Origin of the sequence: Aequorivita lipolytica (assembly GCF_007997135.1) — a bacterium.
In the GTDB taxonomy this organism is placed as follows: Bacteria; Bacteroidota; Bacteroidia; order Flavobacteriales; family Flavobacteriaceae; genus Aequorivita; species Aequorivita lipolytica.
Genome location: NZ_VORU01000004.1, coordinates 64,440 through 81,442 on the forward strand (window position 1 = coordinate 64,440; position 17,003 = coordinate 81,442).

The 17,003-nt window shown below is 36.8% G+C and carries 16 protein-coding genes; 13 read left to right on the forward strand and 3 right to left on the reverse strand.

Annotated elements, in window-relative coordinates; all coding sequences use genetic code 11:
- Nucleotides 1–2: 2 nt before the first annotated feature.
- Nucleotides 3–803 (reverse strand): sulfite exporter TauE/SafE family protein, encoded by an 801-nt coding sequence (locus ESV24_RS06460; RefSeq protein ID WP_111815573.1) that lies wholly within the window; start codon nucleotides 801–803, stop codon nucleotides 3–5.
- 187 nt (nucleotides 804–990) lie between these two features.
- On the opposite strand from ESV24_RS06460, the gene ESV24_RS06465 reads away from it, so the two are divergent.
- From ESV24_RS06465 to ESV24_RS06475, 3 genes are all read left to right on the forward strand, one after another.
- Nucleotides 991–3,531, forward strand: a complete 2,541-nt coding sequence (locus ESV24_RS06465) for a cation-translocating P-type ATPase (RefSeq protein WP_111815574.1) — start codon at nucleotides 991–993, stop codon at nucleotides 3,529–3,531.
- Between the two features lie 85 nt (nucleotides 3,532–3,616).
- Nucleotides 3,617–4,195 carry an outer membrane beta-barrel protein gene (locus tag ESV24_RS06470; RefSeq protein WP_111815575.1) on the forward strand — a complete coding sequence of 193 codons (579 nt, stop codon included), beginning with the start codon at nucleotides 3,617–3,619 and terminating at the stop codon, nucleotides 4,193–4,195.
- 80 nt (nucleotides 4,196–4,275) lie between these two features.
- Entirely contained in the window at nucleotides 4,276–5,364 is a 1,089-nt protein-coding gene (locus ESV24_RS06475) for a DUF6544 family protein (RefSeq protein WP_111815576.1), read from the forward strand.
- Nucleotides 5,365–5,475: 111 nt separating this feature from the next.
- Here the strand turns inward: ESV24_RS06475 and ESV24_RS06480 are convergent, their stop codons facing one another.
- Nucleotides 5,476–6,507, reverse strand: coding sequence for a L,D-transpeptidase (locus ESV24_RS06480; protein WP_111815577.1), 1,032 nt, complete (start codon nucleotides 6,505–6,507; stop codon nucleotides 5,476–5,478).
- 313 nt (nucleotides 6,508–6,820) lie between these two features.
- Between ESV24_RS06480 and ESV24_RS06485 the strand changes: the two genes are divergently transcribed.
- The 8 genes from ESV24_RS06485 (at nucleotide 6,821) to ESV24_RS06520 (ending at nucleotide 13,876) form a co-directional block, all read left to right on the forward strand.
- Nucleotides 6,821–7,603: an MlaE family ABC transporter permease gene (locus ESV24_RS06485; RefSeq protein ID WP_111815806.1), complete on the forward strand. Its 783-nt coding sequence runs from the start codon at nucleotides 6,821–6,823 to the stop codon at nucleotides 7,601–7,603.
- A complete protein-coding gene (locus ESV24_RS06490; protein WP_111815578.1) occupies nucleotides 7,604–8,356 on the forward strand; it encodes an ABC transporter ATP-binding protein in 753 nt (250 codons plus the stop codon).
- A gap of 3 nt (nucleotides 8,357–8,359) precedes the next feature.
- A complete protein-coding gene (locus tag ESV24_RS06495) occupies nucleotides 8,360–9,346 on the forward strand; it encodes an MlaD family protein (RefSeq protein WP_111815579.1) in 987 nt (328 codons plus the stop codon).
- Between the two features lie 48 nt (nucleotides 9,347–9,394).
- Nucleotides 9,395–10,027, forward strand: coding sequence for a Crp/Fnr family transcriptional regulator (locus ESV24_RS06500; protein ID WP_111815580.1), 633 nt, complete (start codon nucleotides 9,395–9,397; stop codon nucleotides 10,025–10,027).
- Nucleotides 10,028–10,133: 106 nt separating this feature from the next.
- A complete protein-coding gene (locus tag ESV24_RS06505; RefSeq protein WP_111815581.1) occupies nucleotides 10,134–10,793 on the forward strand; it encodes a peroxiredoxin in 660 nt (219 codons plus the stop codon).
- Between the two features lie 24 nt (nucleotides 10,794–10,817).
- The gene (locus ESV24_RS06510) at nucleotides 10,818–11,873 is read left to right on the forward strand and encodes a Tll0287-like domain-containing protein (RefSeq protein WP_111815582.1); all 1,056 of its coding nucleotides are present in this window, start codon (nucleotides 10,818–10,820) and stop codon (nucleotides 11,871–11,873) included.
- 3 nt (nucleotides 11,874–11,876) lie between these two features.
- Nucleotides 11,877–12,458, forward strand: a complete 582-nt coding sequence (locus ESV24_RS06515; protein WP_111815583.1) for a methyltransferase — start codon at nucleotides 11,877–11,879, stop codon at nucleotides 12,456–12,458.
- A 77-nt stretch (nucleotides 12,459–12,535) separates the two neighbouring features.
- Entirely contained in the window at nucleotides 12,536–13,876 is a 1,341-nt protein-coding gene (locus ESV24_RS06520) for an MBL fold metallo-hydrolase (protein ID WP_111815584.1), read from the forward strand.
- Here the strand turns inward: ESV24_RS06520 and upp are convergent, their stop codons facing one another.
- Entirely contained in the window at nucleotides 13,877–14,530 is a 654-nt protein-coding gene (gene upp / locus ESV24_RS06525; protein ID WP_111815585.1) for a uracil phosphoribosyltransferase, read from the reverse strand. It abuts the gene before it with no gap.
- A gap of 209 nt (nucleotides 14,531–14,739) precedes the next feature.
- On the opposite strand from upp, the gene ESV24_RS06530 reads away from it, so the two are divergent.
- Nucleotides 14,740–16,197, forward strand: coding sequence for an NAD(P)/FAD-dependent oxidoreductase (locus tag ESV24_RS06530; RefSeq protein WP_111815586.1), 1,458 nt, complete (start codon nucleotides 14,740–14,742; stop codon nucleotides 16,195–16,197).
- 293 nt (nucleotides 16,198–16,490) lie between these two features.
- The gene (locus tag ESV24_RS06535) at nucleotides 16,491–16,889 is read left to right on the forward strand and encodes a hypothetical protein (RefSeq protein WP_111815587.1); all 399 of its coding nucleotides are present in this window, start codon (nucleotides 16,491–16,493) and stop codon (nucleotides 16,887–16,889) included.
- The last annotated feature ends 114 nt before the right edge of the window (nucleotides 16,890–17,003 follow it).

The following is a 17,003-nucleotide window of genomic DNA, read 5'->3' on the forward strand; positions in this document are numbered from 1 at the left end:
GATTAGTTGGAAAACTCTTTAAAAATAATATAGATTCCCATCAATAATACAAACCAACCGAATCCTTTTTTAAGTTTTTTGCCATCAACAAAAGTATTCAGTTTTATCCCGATAAATATACCTACCACTGAAATTGTGGTAAAAGTTAAAAGAAATTCCCAATCAATTTCAAGCGTTGCAAGATCGCCGGTAAAGCCTATCAATGAGTTTATGGCAATAATGAGCAGTGAGGTTGCTACGGCCTTTTTCATCGGTAATTTCGCCAATAAAACCAAAGCTGGGATAATTAGAAATCCGCCACCAGCACCCACTGCGCCAGTTACAAAGCCAAGAAAAATTCCTTGTAGAACGATTAATGGATAGTTGTATGTAACTTTTTTGCCCGTTTCGGGTTCGGGGCTTTTGTTGACAATCATTGTTATAGAAGCAGCAAGCATAACTATTGCAAAAAACAGCATTATTGCAATATCTTTTGTAAGCGTAAAGCCATCCAACACAAATAGGTTTTCAGGTATCGCCGGAAGGACGAACCTTCTTGTTAGATAGACAGAAATAAAAGCAGGAGTTGCAAAAATGAAAGCTGTTTTAAAATCAACCAGCTTATTTTTCATATTGCGAATAGCGCCAACAAGAGCAGATGTTCCCACCACAAACAGCGAATATCCCGTTGCAACAATTGGATTTAAAGAAAAAAGATAAACCAATACGGGAACAGTTAAAATCGAGCCTCCGCCGCCTATTAGACCTAGGACCACGCCAACCATAAGTGCGCCCAAATAACCTAATATTTCAGTAATTTCCATTTAACGATTATGACTTTTGAAATGTTTACTACAAGATTAACCATTATTTTAAAAAATAGAACTTAAATTTTCAATTTTAGGCAAATAGAAAATTTGTTAGAATTTTTTCATTGATAATTATCATAGCAATTAATAAAAGGTACCGATACTTTAACGGGTAATTAATTAGTGCTATAAACCTAAATATATGGCGATAGAAAATTTTGATATTCAAGGTCTGTTAGATTCTGAAGTTTTAGCTTCACGGAAAAAATTTGGTGTAAACGTTCTGGAATCCAAGAAAAAGAACCCATTTTTTGAAGCAATAAAAGGGCTGCTAAAAGAGCCAATGGTCATTTTGTTGTTGGTTGCCGCTACGCTGTATTTTTTCACAGGAAATACGGGTGACGGAATTTTTCTTGCAGCGGCAATTCTTTTGGTTGCTGCAATATCGCTCTATCAAGATGCTAAAACGCATGATGCATTAGAAAAACTCAAGGAACTTTCACAACCAAATTGTAAGGTAATCCGGAACGGTACGGTTGTGGAAATTAAAAGCCAAGAAGTTGTAGTTGGCGATTTTTTGATGGTAGAGGAAGGTTCAACCATTGTTGCAGATGGCACTATTGTGCACTCCAATGACTTCTCAGTAAACGAATCCATCTTAACGGGAGAATCCTTTTCAGTGGAAAAAAACGCCTCTTCAAAAGACAACAAAATTTTTATGGGCACCCAAGTGGGCGGCGGGCTTGCCATTGCAGAAATAACCGCAGTGGGTAATCAAACAAAGGTTGGGAAAATAGGGAAAAGCATTGAAGACATTTCTTCTGAAAGATCTACGCTTGAACTCCAAATAAACAATTTTGTAAAAAAGATGGTAATTGCGGGAGCGGTTATTTTTCTATTGGTTTGGGGAATCAACTATTACAATTCTGAAGACGTTTTAGACAGTCTTTTGAAGGCGCTCACACTTGCAATGAGTGTTTTGCCAGAGGAAATTCCTGTAGCCTTTACCACTTTTATGGCCATTGGCGCTTGGCGGCTTATGAATATGGGCGTCATCGTAAAACAGATGAAAACCGTAGAATCCTTGGGCAGCGCTACTGTAATTTGCGTTGATAAAACTGGGACGATTACCGAGAATAAAATGCGTCTCGATAAGATTTTTACATTGGAAACAGATAGAATAACTTCGGTTGAAGAAACGCTTTCCGAGAGTGAAAAATTGCTAATTACTACAGCAATGTGGGCCAGTGAGCCCATTCCTTTTGATACTATGGAACAGTCGCTGCACAAGTTTTATAAGAAAATAGTGAAAATTGACGAAAGGCCAAATTTTAAAATGGTGCACGAATATCCCTTGGGTGGCAAACCTCCAATGATGACCCATATTTTTAAAAATGAATCGGGCAATCGCATAATCGCCGCTAAAGGTGCGCCAGAAGCTTTGATGGCAGTTTCAGATTTAAGCGGGGAGCAAAAGGAAATTCTAAAACAAAAAATCAGCATTTTGGCTGCGGACGGATATCGTGTTTTGGGAGTGGGAATTTCAAAGTTTGAAGGTACAGATTGGCCAAAGAAGCAGCAAGATTTTAATTTTGAATTTAAGGGGTTGGTAGCTTTTTATGATCCACCGAAGGAAAATATTTCAAAGGTGTTTCAAGATTTTTATAATGCAGGAATAGCCGTTAAAATTATTACTGGTGATATTGCTGAAACTACCATGGCAATTGCAAAAAAGGTAAATTTCAAAGGTTCAGGGGAAGTGATTTCGGGTGATGAGCTTATAAATTTGGATGATTCTGAACTCCAAAAAATTACTTCAGAAAAAAACATTTTTGCCAGGATGTTTCCCGAAGCCAAACTCAAAATAATAAACGCCCTCAAAGCGCAAGGTCACATAGTTGCAATGACCGGAGATGGCGTAAACGATGGTCCCGCGCTAAAAGCTGCCAATATTGGTGTGGCAATGGGAAAGAAGGGAACCGAGATTGCTAAACAATCTGCGTCGCTTGTTCTGGTGGATGATGATCTTTCCAAAATGGTGGAGGCGGTGGCCATGGGCCGAAAAATATATTCAAACCTCAAAAAGGCTATTCAATATATTATTTCAATCCACATTCCAATTATACTTATCGTTTTTATTCCCTTGGTTTTAGGATGGGTATATCCCAATATTTTTACGCCCGTACACGTAATTTTGTTGGAATTGATCATGGGTCCAACTTGCTCGATAGTCTATGAAAACGAACCTTTGGAAAAGGATTCTATGCTTCAAAAGCCGAGACCTTTTTCAAGTACATTTTTTAATTGGAGTGAACTTTTCACAAGTATTATACAAGGGCTGGTAATTACTGCAGGTGTGCTTACTGTTTATCAGTTGGCGGTCAATAATGGTGCTAATGAAGAAGTTACCCGCACTATGGTGTTTACGGCTCTTATAACTGCAAATATTGTATTGACGTTTGTAAATCGTTCTTTTATTTACTCCATTTTTACCACTTTTAGATATAAAAACAGATTGGTGCCTATTATGATTGGAATTACCATAGGCATCACTTTGTCACTTCTTTTGGTGCCACCTTTCACCGAATTCTTTGAATTTGAAAGACTTGGAATTAACCAGATTGGCATCAGCGTTGGGATTGGCGTTTTAAGTGCGTTATGGTATGAAACTGTGAAGTGGTGGAAACGCAATCACATTTCCAAAAAATCTCTTATCAATGAGCAAAACGATTTAAGTTATTGATAAACAGTATTAACTGATTTTCGTCATTGTGAAGAATTTATTTCTAATTTAATTTCGAATGGCGTTTAACTAAAAACCAAACATCATGAAAAAGTACAATTTTTTACTTATAACAGTAATTCTACTAATTTCATTTACTGTGAAATCACAGGAAAAGTGGTCGGTAGAGTTTAGACCTGGTCTCAGTTTTCCTACGAGTGATGTGGGTAATACCGACACTAAAATCGGTTTTGGCTTTGAGATTACGGGTGCCTATAAAATTATGCCTCATTTGGCCGTTTACGCGGGTTGGGGTTGGAACCAGTTTAAAGGTGAAGATCGTCTTTCAATAGAAGATATTACTTTTGAAGAGACGGGATATACTTTTGGGTTTCAACTTATACGTCCCATCGGCACTTCAGCATTTTCTTACATCGGGAGCGCCGGTGCGATATATAACCACATAGAATTAGAAAATAACGCTGGAGACATAACCGCAGATACCGGCCACGGATTTGGATGGCAAGTAGCAGCTGGAGTTGATTATGAATTTGCGCCGAACCTCGCTTTGCGACCAATGTTTAAGTACCGCTCTCTTTCAAGAGATTTGGAAATTGCCAATGTTTCTACCGAACTAAAGCTCAATTACATTTCATTCGGTATTGGCCTAGCTTGGGATTTTTGATTGTGTAACTGATCGTAAAATTGATTTTTCCTATTCTAGGTTTCTTTACAATTTTTTGAATTCACCAAAAGCTTTCTCAAATGAAAATTGCATTTATCATCCTTCTCTTTATTCACGGTCTTATTCATTTGATGGGATTTTTAAAGGCTTTTGGCTTTGCTGAAATCCCACAACTTTCGCAAAATTTTTCAAAACCGGAAGGTCTTTTATGGCTAGTGGTTACTTTGGTGTTTGTGACTGTAGGAGTACTTTTTCTGATGAAAAACAATCTTTGGTTTTGGATGGCAATAGCAGCGGTAATATTTTCGCAGGTTTTGATTATTATGAATTGGCAGGATGCAAAATTCGGCACCATCGCAAATGTGATTGTTTTGGTTATTGCAATCATGGCAATAGCTGGATGGAACTTTGAAAGAAAATACAAACAGGATGTAGCCCAATCTTTTGAAAACGTAACCATTTCCGAAGAAACAATTTCCGAAAAAGATATTGAAAACCTACCCGTTCCCGTTCAAAAATACCTGAAATACGTCGGGGTGCTTGGCAAGCCCAAAATAGAAACTGCCAAAGCTATTTTTAAAGGTGAAATGCGTGAAAAGGGAAAAGATTGGTTTGCTTTCACTTCGGAACAGTATAACTTTTTTGAGAATCCGACCCGTTTGTTTTTTATGAAGGCAATTTTCAAGGGACTGCCTACCCAAGGATACCATTATTACAAAGATGAAGAGGCTTCTATGCTTATAAAACTTTTATCGGTTTTCCCAGTTGTGGATATAATAGAGCCTGAAATGTTCAAAACAGAAACGGTAACCTATTTTAATGATATGTGTCTTTTTGCTCCAGCCGCATTAATTGATGAAAAAATTAAATGGCAAACTATTGATGATAAATCCGTAAAAGCAACCTACACAAACAAGAAAGCGACTATTTCGGCTATTTTGTATTTCAACGAAAATGATCAACTAATTAATTTTATTTCAGAAGATAGGATGGAAGTGAATTCCAATCAAAGTGTTCCGTTTTCGACTCCAGTAACAAAATACGGTACTATCAACGGCTATAATTTACCCGTTGCTGCTGATGCTGTTTATCAATTTCCCGATGGCGATTTTGTTTATGGGAAGTTTTATTTGCTGGATGTTCAGTATAATGTAAAAAATTTGGATTGAAAGAAATGGTTGCTTCCCGCAAAAATAAACTCCTATTTATAAAAAGTACGGAATTTCAACACTTGGATCATGTTTTGAAAATTTCTGGTCGGAATGATTGGTTTGAGACTATTAGTTGTTTAAATCTCCACAATCGCAAACGTTTATAGATTTTCCATCAATAGCTTTAAATGCAGATTCAATACTTTCTTTTCTATATGTTTCATTTTCAAAACCTGGATAAATATTTTCAAATTGAATGTCTTTTCCTTCATTATCTTTTCCCGTTAAATCGTACCGGATAACCACTTTTGTGCCTAATGGAGCATAGTAATATACAAACCATGCATCAGATTCCCGCAAGCCGATACAGCCATTGGAGTAGGCTTTGCCCAACGTTTCCAAATTTGTTGTGGGGTGAATAAGTTGTCCAAGACGGCGACCGTCAATTTCAGGCTCTATCCAAGGGATGGCTGGAAGGTTAGTGACCTTTTTATCATCCCGATTTGTTTTGTAATACCTTTGGTTGTCCTTAGGATTGATGAACCATGGTTTTTTATTAACTCTAACTATTTTTCCTATGCCGGGTTTTGTACGCAAATCTACTTCACCTTTTGCCATTTTTAAGTAACGTTTGTTATTCTGTCCAGCCCTAACCGGAAACTTTTGGATTACCTTTCCATCTTCAATAATGCGAAGTCTAAACTCTGGAATATTAATATCCAGATAGGTGTTTTCCATAACTTCTCTTATTTTTTGGGTTTTTAGAGAATCTGGAATGAGCAGAGTTTGTCCTTCACTAAGTGCATTTAATGATTGGGAATCTTCATTAAAAATCCCCTTATCCATTAGGTAATAATAATCTGTATGGGCCAGAGTGTCCAAAATCCAATTGTTATTATGAACAATTATATACTCATCAATAAGATAATTGTGGGTTTGATTATGCTCCGCTACAATGCTGTCCATCCATTTAAAGTAGGAGCGAATAGGAACATCTTTATTGACAACTATTTCAATTGGTGTTGAAGTTTTTTCTTGTTTTAAACTGTCAGTTTCAACCACCTCATTTCCGTTATTTGATTTCTGTTCATTATTGAATTTGTTGTTGTTTAAGCAACTTACAAATACGAAAGAAAAAATAAACAGTAAAATATTTTTCATCTTTTGAGTTTCATTGTGTTTATTAAAGAGTGCTCTAATTCACACAAAAAATTAGAGCATATTTTAGATCTTTAGTAGCGTTTTCAGAATAACTTGTTGAAAATTCAATTGTACTGAGCGGAATAGTTTACGCTAATTAAAAATCAAACGTAAGAAGTTAATTGCCAAAATGGTATGACATTAGTCATCTTTGTAATTATTTCTTTCCGCAATTATGGCCTTAGGCACACAATTGACCAAAACCTATTTTGCTGATTTAAATCATACATCTTAAACTAAATCAATACTATATTTGATTTTTTCCTTTTACGAAATGAATAAAGCAAACTCCATATTATTAAATACTAAATCATTTTTTGCTGAAATAGGCGATATGACTTTATTTGCTGGACGCTTTTTTAGGGAAGTGTTCAGTCCGCCATTTGAATTTAAGGAACTGCTTCGCCAATGTTATAATATGGGCAATCGTTCTTTTTTATTGGTGAGTGTTACTGGGTTTATTTTAGGACTTGTGTTCACGCTACAGTCGCGACCCACTTTGATGCAGTTTGGTGCACAATCCTGGATGGCCTCCATGGTGAGTCTTTCCATTGTTCGCGAAATTGGGCCTGTAATAATAGCTCTTATCTGTGCTGGGCGAATTGGTTCGGGAATTGGTGCAGAGCTCGGCTCTATGCGCGTTACAGAACAAATTGATGCAATGGAAGTTTCTGGCACCAACCCATTTAAATATTTGGTTATTACCCGTGTTGTGGCCACAACATTAATGTTGCCATTGTTGATAATTATGGGCGATGCCATCGCTCTTTTGGGTTCTGCCATTGTTGAAAACTTAAAAGGTGATGTTTCCTTTTTGCTCTATTTCAATCAGGTTTTTGATGCCTTAAAGTTCACCGATTTACTACCTGCAACGGTAAAATCTGTTTTCTTTGGCTTTGCCATTGGGATAGTGGGATGTTATAAGGGATATAATTGTGCCAAAGGAACGGTAGGGGTAGGAGAGGCGTCAAATTCTGCTGTGGTCACTATTTCGATGCTGCTGTTTATTATTGATTTTATCGCCGTTTTTGTAACCGATATATTTTTTGAAATATAAATGAATTCAGAAAAAAACATAAAGCCCGTACTAGAGTTAAAGAATCTGAAAAAAAGTTTTGGAGATAACGAAGTGCTCAAAGGTTTCAACCTTAAACTTTTTGAAGGGGAAAACTTGGTAATTATGGGAAAGTCAGGTTCTGGAAAATCGGTAATGGTAAAATGTCTGGTGGGTCTCATTCAGCCGGATAGTGGCAGTATTACCATTAAAGATCAAGATATTATTACGATGGGGCAAACGGAACTGGATGTTCTTAGAACCGAAATAGGTTTTCTTTTTCAAGGAAGTGCGCTCTATGATTCCATGACCGTTCGGGAAAATCTGGAATTTCCACTGCGGCGCCATAAAGATAAAATTGAAAATTTTCAAGGAACCGAAATTTTGGTAAAGGAAGCTTTGGAGAACGTAGGGCTATTAAACGCTATAGATTTGATGCCCGCAGAACTTTCGGGCGGAATGCAACGGCGGGTTGCTTTGGCGCGAGCGTTAATATTGAAACCAAAAATAATTATGTATGACGAGCCAACAACGGGTTTGGACCCAATCACGGCAAAGGAAATTATTGAGTTAATGCGAAATATTCAAGAAAAATATCAAACCTCCTCACTTATTATCACGCACGATGTGGATTGTGCACGTGTAATTTCAAACCGAATGATTTTGTTGGTGGATGGAATTAATTATGCCGAAGGAACTTTCGAAGAGCTTTCAAATTCGAGCGATCCACAAGTACAGGCATTCTTTAAAAACTAAATTATGGGAAAATCAAATTCACAAAATATAAAGGTCGGCGTTTTTGTTGTTGTTGGCACAATACTTCTTATAGCAGCACTTTATTTTATTGGAAGCAAGCAGCAAATGTTCAGTAAAAATATTGATATCTACGCTACATTCACAGACGTCAATGGCTTAACCTTGGGTAATAACGTGCGCTACTCCGGAATAAATGTGGGGACGGTAACTGGGATCGAAATGAAAGAAGTGGGCAAGATTACTATCGAAATGTCGGTGGAAGAAAAATCCGCTCATTTTATAAAAAAAGATGCCATTGCATCTATCAGTTCTGATGGTTTGGTAGGGAGCATGGTGGTAAATATCGAACCTGGAAACGAACAGAAAGAAGCGACCGTCGTGTCTGGAGATTTTATTCAGTCTTACAACGGCGTTAGCACTGCCGATATGATGAAGACTTTGAATGAAACCAATGAAAATATTGCTTTATTATCTGCGGATTTGTTGAAGATAACAAATCAAATTGTTGAAGGCAAAGGTACTTTGGGCGCATTGGTAAGCGATAGTTTGATGGCGAAAGATATAACACAATCTGCACGAGAGCTCAAAAAGATGACTTCGGGAGCTACCGAGGTAATTTCTCGAATCAATTCCATTATCTCAAAAATAAATTATGATGAAAGTGCTGCAGCCTTACTTTTAAGCGATACTGTTTCGAAAAACCAAATCCAAAAAGTATTTGGCAATCTTGAAAGATCCAGTGATAATATCAATGAAGTAACTAAAAGCTTGGATGAATATATCAAGGAAATAAAATCTGGAAAAGGAACTTTGAATTACGTTACACAAGATGAAGCTCTGGTCAAAAATATTGACTCTACAATGATTAACATAAAAGAAGCTTCCGAGAAATTGAATGAAAATATGGAAGCTCTTAAGCACAACTTTCTTTTCCGAGGTTATTTTAGAAAGCTTGAGCGACAGGAAAAAAGAGAAGCCAAGGAAAACTGACTTAAAAGTGGTATTTTCGTTCTTTAAAACCAACCAAAAAATTGTTGCATGCTCAATTATTTAAAAGAAAATTTCACCAATATTTTTGAAGACGCCTTAATTGAGGAGATAATAGAAGTTGGCACCTTAAAAGAAGTAAAAGAAGGCGAAAAATTAATAGAAATAGGTGATTATGTGCGGTCTATGCCTTTGCTGATTTCTGGGGCGATAAAAATTTTGAGGGAAGACGAAGATGGCGACGAATTATTGCTCTATTTTTTAGAACGTGGCGACACCTGCGCAATGACTTTAACTTGCTGTTTGGGCCAGACCAAAAGTGAAATACGCGCTGTTGCAGAACTTGACACAACATTGATTATGATACCCATCCAAAAAATGGAAGAGTGGACGGGCAAGTACAAGAGCTGGCGCAATTTTGTGTTCCAAAGTTACCACGAACGCTTAACGGAAATGCTTGAAACCATTGATAGTATTGCTTTTTATAATATGGACGAGCGCTTGGTAAAATACCTTCAGAACAAAAAAAAGGTGACTAATGATTCCTTGATTAATTCTACTCATCAAGAAATAGCTTATGAACTTCATACTTCACGTGTTGTGGTTTCGCGTTTATTAAAAAAACTGGAATCACTTGGTAAAATTGAACTTTATCGAAATAGTATTAAGATAGTTTCGCTTTAATTTCTAGATTCAAGTTTTCCATAATTCTGGTTAAAGTGTAACTTTTGTTACTGCCAAACGTATTTTCTTGGGGTATCTTTATACTTCAAAATTATAGAGATATATTATGGAAAATCAAGAATTTATAGAAATTACATCAATGCCAAGAATCGGTGATAATGCGCCAGATTTTACAGCAAAGACTACAAAGGGTGATATTAAACTTTCAGATTTTGCGAAAGACAAATGGATTGTGATGTTTTCGCACCCGGCAGATTTTACACCTGTTTGCACCACAGAAATGAGCGGTTTCGCAATCCGCAAACCCGAATTTGACGCCTTTAATACTGAACTTTTGGGATTGAGTATAGACAGTATTCACTCTCATTTGGCATGGGTAAACAATGTGCGCGAAAAAACAGGAGTTTATTTTGACTTCCCAATTATTGCAGATATTGATATGAAGGTTTCTAAACTCTATGGGATGTTACAGCCCAACGAAAGTGAAACCGCGGCGGTTAGAGCCGTTTTCTTTATAGATCCAAAAAAGAAAATTAGGTTGATTATGTATTATCCGCTAAATGTGGGTAGAAATATGGATGAAATTTTAAGAGCGCTAGAAGCCTTGCAAACCTCAGATGAATTTGGCGTTGCAATGCCTTTAGATTGGAAAAAAGGAGATAAAGTTATTGTTCCGCCACCAAAAACATTACAAGAAATGGAAGACCGTTTAAATGACGATTCCCTAGAAAAAATTGATTTTTATTTGGCTAAAAAATCGCTTTAATAATACAACCTAAAAAGTAAACTCATGAAAATAATTGCATTAGCTATCTTGGGAAGCATCTTATTTGCTTGCAATACGCATACAAAAGAAAAGTATTCCAGCATTGAAAATGATTCTAAGAATTTGGCATTGGCCGAATATCAAGAGCATCCGGGGAAGAAATTGATGGAGAACAATTGTTACGTTTGCCACAATCCAAAAACTTCACAAGAAGAAATGATGGCACCGCCCATGATAGCTGTAAAGATGCATTATATTACTGAGGACACTTCCAAAGAAGAATTTATAGATGCAATGGTTGATTGGTCTAAAAAACCTTCTGAAGAAAAATCTAAAATGCCTGGAGCTATTAAGAAATTCGGATTGATGCCTTATCAATTCTTCCCAGAGAAAACCATTCGGGAAATTGCAGAATATATGTTTGATTATGAAGTGGAAGAGCCAGAATGGTTTCAAGCACATTATAATGAAATGCACGGTGACAATCCAAAAATGAAAGGTAAAATGGGCGAAGGAAAAGGAATGGGAAAGGGAAAAGGAATGATGAAAGGAAAAGGAATGATGAAAGGAAATCAAACAGCCAATGCCCAGCAACCTACCCTTGAAGAGCGCGGAATGCAAATGGCCCAAACCACCAAAGCCGAATTGGGTAAAAACCTGATGGGACAAATACAAAAAAACGGAGTGATTGCCGCCCTAGATTTTTGTAACATCCAAGCCATGCCCATAACAGATAGTATGGCTACCGTTCATAAAGCGCACATTAAAAGGGTTACAGATAAACCTAGAAACCCAAATAACAAGGCGAATACTGCGGAATTGCTATACCTAGAAAATTTCAAAAAACAAGTTGCTGCAGGTGGCGAAGTGAAGCCAATTACAGTACAAATGGGTAACGAAACCGAATTTTATTACCCAATTGTAACTAATTCTATGTGTTTAAAATGCCACGGAACGCCCGGAAGGGAGTTAGAAACACTCACTTTGTCTAAAATTACAAAGCTTTATCCAGCCGATAAAGCTACAGGCTATACTGAAAATGAAGTGCGCGGAATTTGGAGCATAAGTTTCGAAAAATAGCCTATGAATTATTACGAAACTTTTTGGAACCACAAATACCTCAGTGGCGAAACGGGTTGGGATATTGGCTATGTTTCAACGCCTTTAAAAGATTACATCGACCAACTTTCAGATAAAAATCTTAAAATATTGATTCCCGGAGGTGGTAACTCTTATGAAGCGGAATATCTTGTAAAAAATGGATTTTCAAATGTATTTGTGGTTGATATTTCTTCTATTCCCTTAGAAAACTTGGCTGAACGCGTTCCTTCCTTTCCAAAGGAAAATCTGTTGCATTCAGATTTTTTTGAATTGGAAGAAACATTCGACCTAATTTTAGAACAGACCTTCTTTTGTGCACTGGAGCCTTCACTTCGCGAGGATTATGTCAATAAAATGCATGAATTACTAAAGCCTGAAGGTAAACTTATAGGACTTCTTTTCAATATTCCTTTAAATACTGACAAGCCACCTTTTGGAGGAAACAGAAATGAATATATTTCACTTTTTGAAGAAAAATTCAAAATAGAAAAAATGGAAACTGCGTACAATTCCATTCCAGAAAGGGAAGGAAACGAGCTATTCTTTAAACTTAGAAAGCAATAGTTTTAAATTTTTGTTATAATCCTGCACAACATTTTAAGGTCTAAAAAGACTTTTATAAATTCATAAAAAATATAGTTATGAAAATCAAACAATTTGAATATAAGCCACTTTCACATTTTTCATACGCCATTATCAGCGATGGAAAAATGGCTTTGGTTGATCCAGAAAGAAACCCAATACAGTATTATAAATATGCCGAAGAAAACGACGCAAAAATAGTTGCCGTTTTTGAAACGCATCCGCATGCCGATTTTGTGAGCTCGCATTTGCAAATTCATAATGAAACGGGTGCAAAATTATATTGCAGCAAAAAAACAGGTGCTGATTATCCCCATGTATCTTTTGATGATGGCGATGAGGTTACCATGGGAAACACCATTTTTAAGGCAATAAACACACCCGGACATTCGCCAGACAGCGTGACGATTGTTGCCACAGAAGAGAATAAAACCGCTCTTTTTACGGGCGATACACTTTTCGTGGGAGATGTGGGCCGTCCCGATTTACGTGAAAAGGCAGGCCATATGAAAGCCAAACGGGAGGATTTGGCAAAAATGATGTATAATACCATTCAAAATAAATTTACCCATTTACCAGATACTGCATACGTTTATCCCGCACACGGCGCAGGTTCGCTCTGTGGAAAAGGGATGAGCGAAGACGCTTCGTCTAGTACGCTTGGAAACGAGCGAATAGGAAATTGGGCGTTCAAAAAGCAAACGGAAGAACAATTTGTAAATCATTTGCTAGATTCCCAGCCTTTTATTCCGCACTATTTTGGGTATAATGTGGATGTAAATAAAAATGGCGCAAAAAATCTACGAACTGCTTTGGGTGAAATTGATTTTAAAATAGATGTCAATACTTCAAAAAATAATGCTTTGATAATTGATATTAGGGATGAAAGTGATTTTAAAAAGAATCATTTGCCCGGAAGTATAAATATTATGGCTATTTCTGAAACTGCCAAGTTTGAAACTTGGTTAGGATCCATTGTTCGTCCGAATGAAAAATTTCATTTGGTGGTAGATTCCATTGAAAATGCCGAAGCTATTCTTCACCGCACCGCCAAAATAGGTTACGAAGCAAATGTGGAATCCGTTTTCACCATTGATGATACTGATTTAGAAAAATCGATGGGCTTCAATTTGGAAGATTTTAAAAACAATACTAAAAATTATACTATTGTAGATATTCGCAATGAAAGCGAAGTTTCTGAAGGTAAAATTTTTGAGAAAGCAATTGCTATTCCGCTACATCAATTACGTGAAAATGCCAAGGAAATACCAACCAACAAACCAATTGTTGTCCATTGTGCAGGCGGTTATCGCAGCACTGCGGGTGCAAGTATTCTTGAAAGGGAATTGAATGTGAAAAATGTTTTTGATCTAAGCGATGCCATAGAAGATTTTAAATAATCATAGTTTTTCGCCAAAGGAAAGATCGCCCGCATCACCCAATCCCGGTATAATGTAGCCACGGCTATTTAAAGTGTCGTCCACCGCTGCAATCCAAAGATGTGTGTTTTCGGGAAAAACATTTTCTATGTATTCAATTCCAGGATTAGCCCCAATTATTGAAAGTATATGAATTTGTTTTGGAGCGCCGTGACTTTTAAATGCTTTAAGCACATTTTCCAAGGTTTTACCTGTAGCCAACATTGGGTCTGTTAGAACTAAAGTTTTGTTTTCAATGGAGGGTGATGCCAAATAGTTTACAATTACTTCAAAGTCGTCACCGCCATCGGGATGATGCCTATATGCAGAAATAAAAGCATTTTCGGCTTTGTCGAAAAAATTCAGAATGCCATTATGAAAGGGCAGTGCAGCCCGTAAAATGGAGCAAACCACCAAGTCATTTAGGGGCACGTGCATTTGTTTTTCTCCCAAAGGGGTTTTTACAACTTCACTTTTATACTGCAAAGTTTTACTCATTTCATAACTGAGAATTTCACCGATGCGCTCAATGTTTTTTCGAAAGCGCATCGAGTCTTTTTGGATGGAAACATTGCGCATTTCCGAAACAAATTGGCTTAATACAGAATTTTGGTTGCTGAAGTCGTGAACAATCATATTTTTAAAAAGAATAAATACGAAGTTAAAATTTCTTCCTTACGAACGGAATAATTCAGCATATTTTTTTTGTCTGTGTAACAAAAGTTACCGTCTTTCTTAATTAATAGTGACATTTTTGAAATATCTAAGTGCTTCATTTCAATATGATTATTATCATTTTTCAACCCTTTTCATTGAAGTAACTTAGACATCAAAACCTTCAAGACATGGCTAAAATTGTAATATTGGGTGCGGGAATCTCTGGGCACGTTGCCGCATCGCACCTACGCAGAAAATTGGATAAAACCCACGAAGTAGTTGTGGTTTCGCCCAACAGGAATTATCAATGGATTCCCTCCAATATATGGGTGGGCATTGGCCGAATGAAGTCCAAGGAAATTCTTTTTCCGCTAGCACCTTTGTATAAAAAAAAGGGGATTGGTTTTAAGCAAGCTAAAGTAACATCCTTTTATCCCGAAGGCGATATAAACGAAGCTAAACCTTATGTGTTAGCTGAATATGTTGTGGGAGAAGAGAAAGGCAGACAAGAAAAAATAACCTACGATTATCTCATAAACGCTACGGGCCCTAAGCTTAATTTTGAAGCTACAGAAGGGCTAAATCCTGGAACTAATAAAGCATATTCTGTTTGTACATATACCCACGCAGATCACGCCAATGAAGGTTTGCAAAGCCTAATTGAAGAAATGAAACAAGGAAAGGAAGCTCGAATCGTAATAGGTACAGGCCACGCAAAAGCCACTTGCCAAGGAGCTGCTTTTGAATATATCTTGAATGTGGAACAAGAACTTCGCCGACAAAAGGTTCGCGATAAGGCAAAAATTACTTGGATTTCCAATGAATACGAATTAGGAGATTTTGGAATGGACGGAATGTTGCTAAGCTATGGAAGCAACATAATGAAATCTCACGAAATGGTGGAAATGGTTTTTGAAGACCGCGGTATCGATTGGATTCTTGGCGCAGGCGTAAACAAAATTGAAGACGGACTTGCTCATTATGAAACTTTGAGTGGTGAGCAAAATAGCATTGAATATGATTTTGCAATGTTAATTCCATCTTTCTCCGGACACGGATTTAAGGCTTTCGACAAAAATAATCAAGACATCACCGAAAAACTCTTTAAAGGTTTTATGATTGTTGATGCGGACTACAGTCCAAAACCTTATGAAGAATGGACAGTACAAGATTGGCCTGAAACCTATCAAAACCCAAACTATAAAAACATTTTTGCGCCGGGAATAGCCTTTGCACCACCACACAGTATTTCCAAACCTCGTAAAAGTCCGAACGGAACAGAGATCTTTCCTGCTCCGCCAAGAACTGGAATGCCATCTGGAATAACCGCAAAATTAGTAGCAGATAATATTATAGACAGCATTAAAAACAAAAATGAATCTTTACATCATAAAGGTTCTATGGGCAATATGGGCGCAGCCTGCATCGCTTCCGCTGGGTTTGGGATGACCAAGGGTAGTGGTGTAAGCATAACAACGTTTCCTATAGTCCCAGATTATAAAAAATACCCAGATACCCAAGGCAGGAAGTTGGGCAAAACTTTTGGCGAGATCGGTCTTGCAGGCCATTGGCTGAAATTAATGCTACACTACGCCTTTATTTACAAAGCCAAAATGAAACCTTTTTGGTATTTAATACCTGAATAAACTAGACAGTTTATAGGTTTAAAGGTTTAAGTGTTTTACGCCTTTCTCTTAAAATATAAACTTTCAAGTTTTACAAATAAACTATAATTAAAACTAAGAAGAAATGACAAAGCGAATATCAAATTTCAAGAGATTTGTGATGATGAATCCCATCATCCAATTTTTCAAATTTATTATTTTGAGCATTAAAGTATTGCTAATAGTGGCCGGAGGTCACGGTGGAACGAGGGAAGTGACTAAATAATGTCTTTCTCCATTGCCAACCAATATTATTGACTAATTTTACTTTTTAAATGAAATCACTGTTCACAATATCGTTTTCCTTACTTATCGTTTTCCAAAGCGTAAGTTTTGGAATGCAAGATGTTTTTCTGCTAGGACGTTTGGTTCAGCACGCTGAATATCATTCTGAAAATTATGGGGATGATTTCTTCACTTTTATTGAAAAGCATTACGGTTCTCAAAAAGCTGATCACCAAAAAAATCACAAAGAAGAAAAGCAGGAACACGAAGAATTACCTTTTCAGCATATTTCTTGCCATCACATTTCCGCTGATGTTGTTCTTATACCTTTTGAAATTCCTATTTTAAAAGCGGAAATAAATACACTACAATCACACTCCTTCCGCTATCAAAATCTATATGCTTCACTTGAAAAATTCTCTATTTTTCAACCCCCAAAATTTGCATAACTAAATAGACCAATTCGGAAATATAAATTTCCAAATACTTCTAAGGTCGCTATTTACCGTTTTTTTAAAAGCGGTTAAAATCAAATTTTACTATTTCGTTTTTCAATAATTTTC

Coding starts and splice junctions, on each gene's coding strand:
- ESV24_RS06480 (WP_111815577.1), bottom strand. CDS start 6,507: ATGAAAAATATTTTACTGTTTATTTTTTCTTTCGTATTTGTAAGTTGC.
- ESV24_RS06505 (WP_111815581.1), top strand. CDS start 10,134: ATGGAAAATCAAGAATTTATAGAAATTACATCAATGCCAAGAATCGGT.
- ESV24_RS06520 (WP_111815584.1), top strand. CDS start 12,536: ATGAAAATCAAACAATTTGAATATAAGCCACTTTCACATTTTTCATAC.
- ESV24_RS06490 (WP_111815578.1), top strand. CDS start 7,604: ATGAATTCAGAAAAAAACATAAAGCCCGTACTAGAGTTAAAGAATCTG.
- upp (WP_111815585.1), bottom strand. CDS start 14,530: ATGATTGTTCACGACTTCAGCAACCAAAATTCTGTATTAAGCCAATTT.
- ESV24_RS06500 (WP_111815580.1), top strand. CDS start 9,395: ATGCTCAATTATTTAAAAGAAAATTTCACCAATATTTTTGAAGACGCC.
- ESV24_RS06510 (WP_111815582.1), top strand. CDS start 10,818: ATGAAAATAATTGCATTAGCTATCTTGGGAAGCATCTTATTTGCTTGC.
- ESV24_RS06460 (WP_111815573.1), bottom strand. CDS start 803: ATGGAAATTACTGAAATATTAGGTTATTTGGGCGCACTTATGGTTGGC.
- ESV24_RS06470 (WP_111815575.1), top strand. CDS start 3,617: ATGAAAAAGTACAATTTTTTACTTATAACAGTAATTCTACTAATTTCA.
- ESV24_RS06495 (WP_111815579.1), top strand. CDS start 8,360: ATGGGAAAATCAAATTCACAAAATATAAAGGTCGGCGTTTTTGTTGTT.
- ESV24_RS06475 (WP_111815576.1), top strand. CDS start 4,276: ATGAAAATTGCATTTATCATCCTTCTCTTTATTCACGGTCTTATTCAT.
- ESV24_RS06515 (WP_111815583.1), top strand. CDS start 11,877: ATGAATTATTACGAAACTTTTTGGAACCACAAATACCTCAGTGGCGAA.
- ESV24_RS06465 (WP_111815574.1), top strand. CDS start 991: ATGGCGATAGAAAATTTTGATATTCAAGGTCTGTTAGATTCTGAAGTT.
- ESV24_RS06485 (WP_111815806.1), top strand. CDS start 6,821: ATGAATAAAGCAAACTCCATATTATTAAATACTAAATCATTTTTTGCT.
- ESV24_RS06530 (WP_111815586.1), top strand. CDS start 14,740: ATGGCTAAAATTGTAATATTGGGTGCGGGAATCTCTGGGCACGTTGCC.
- ESV24_RS06535 (WP_111815587.1), top strand. CDS start 16,491: ATGAAATCACTGTTCACAATATCGTTTTCCTTACTTATCGTTTTCCAA.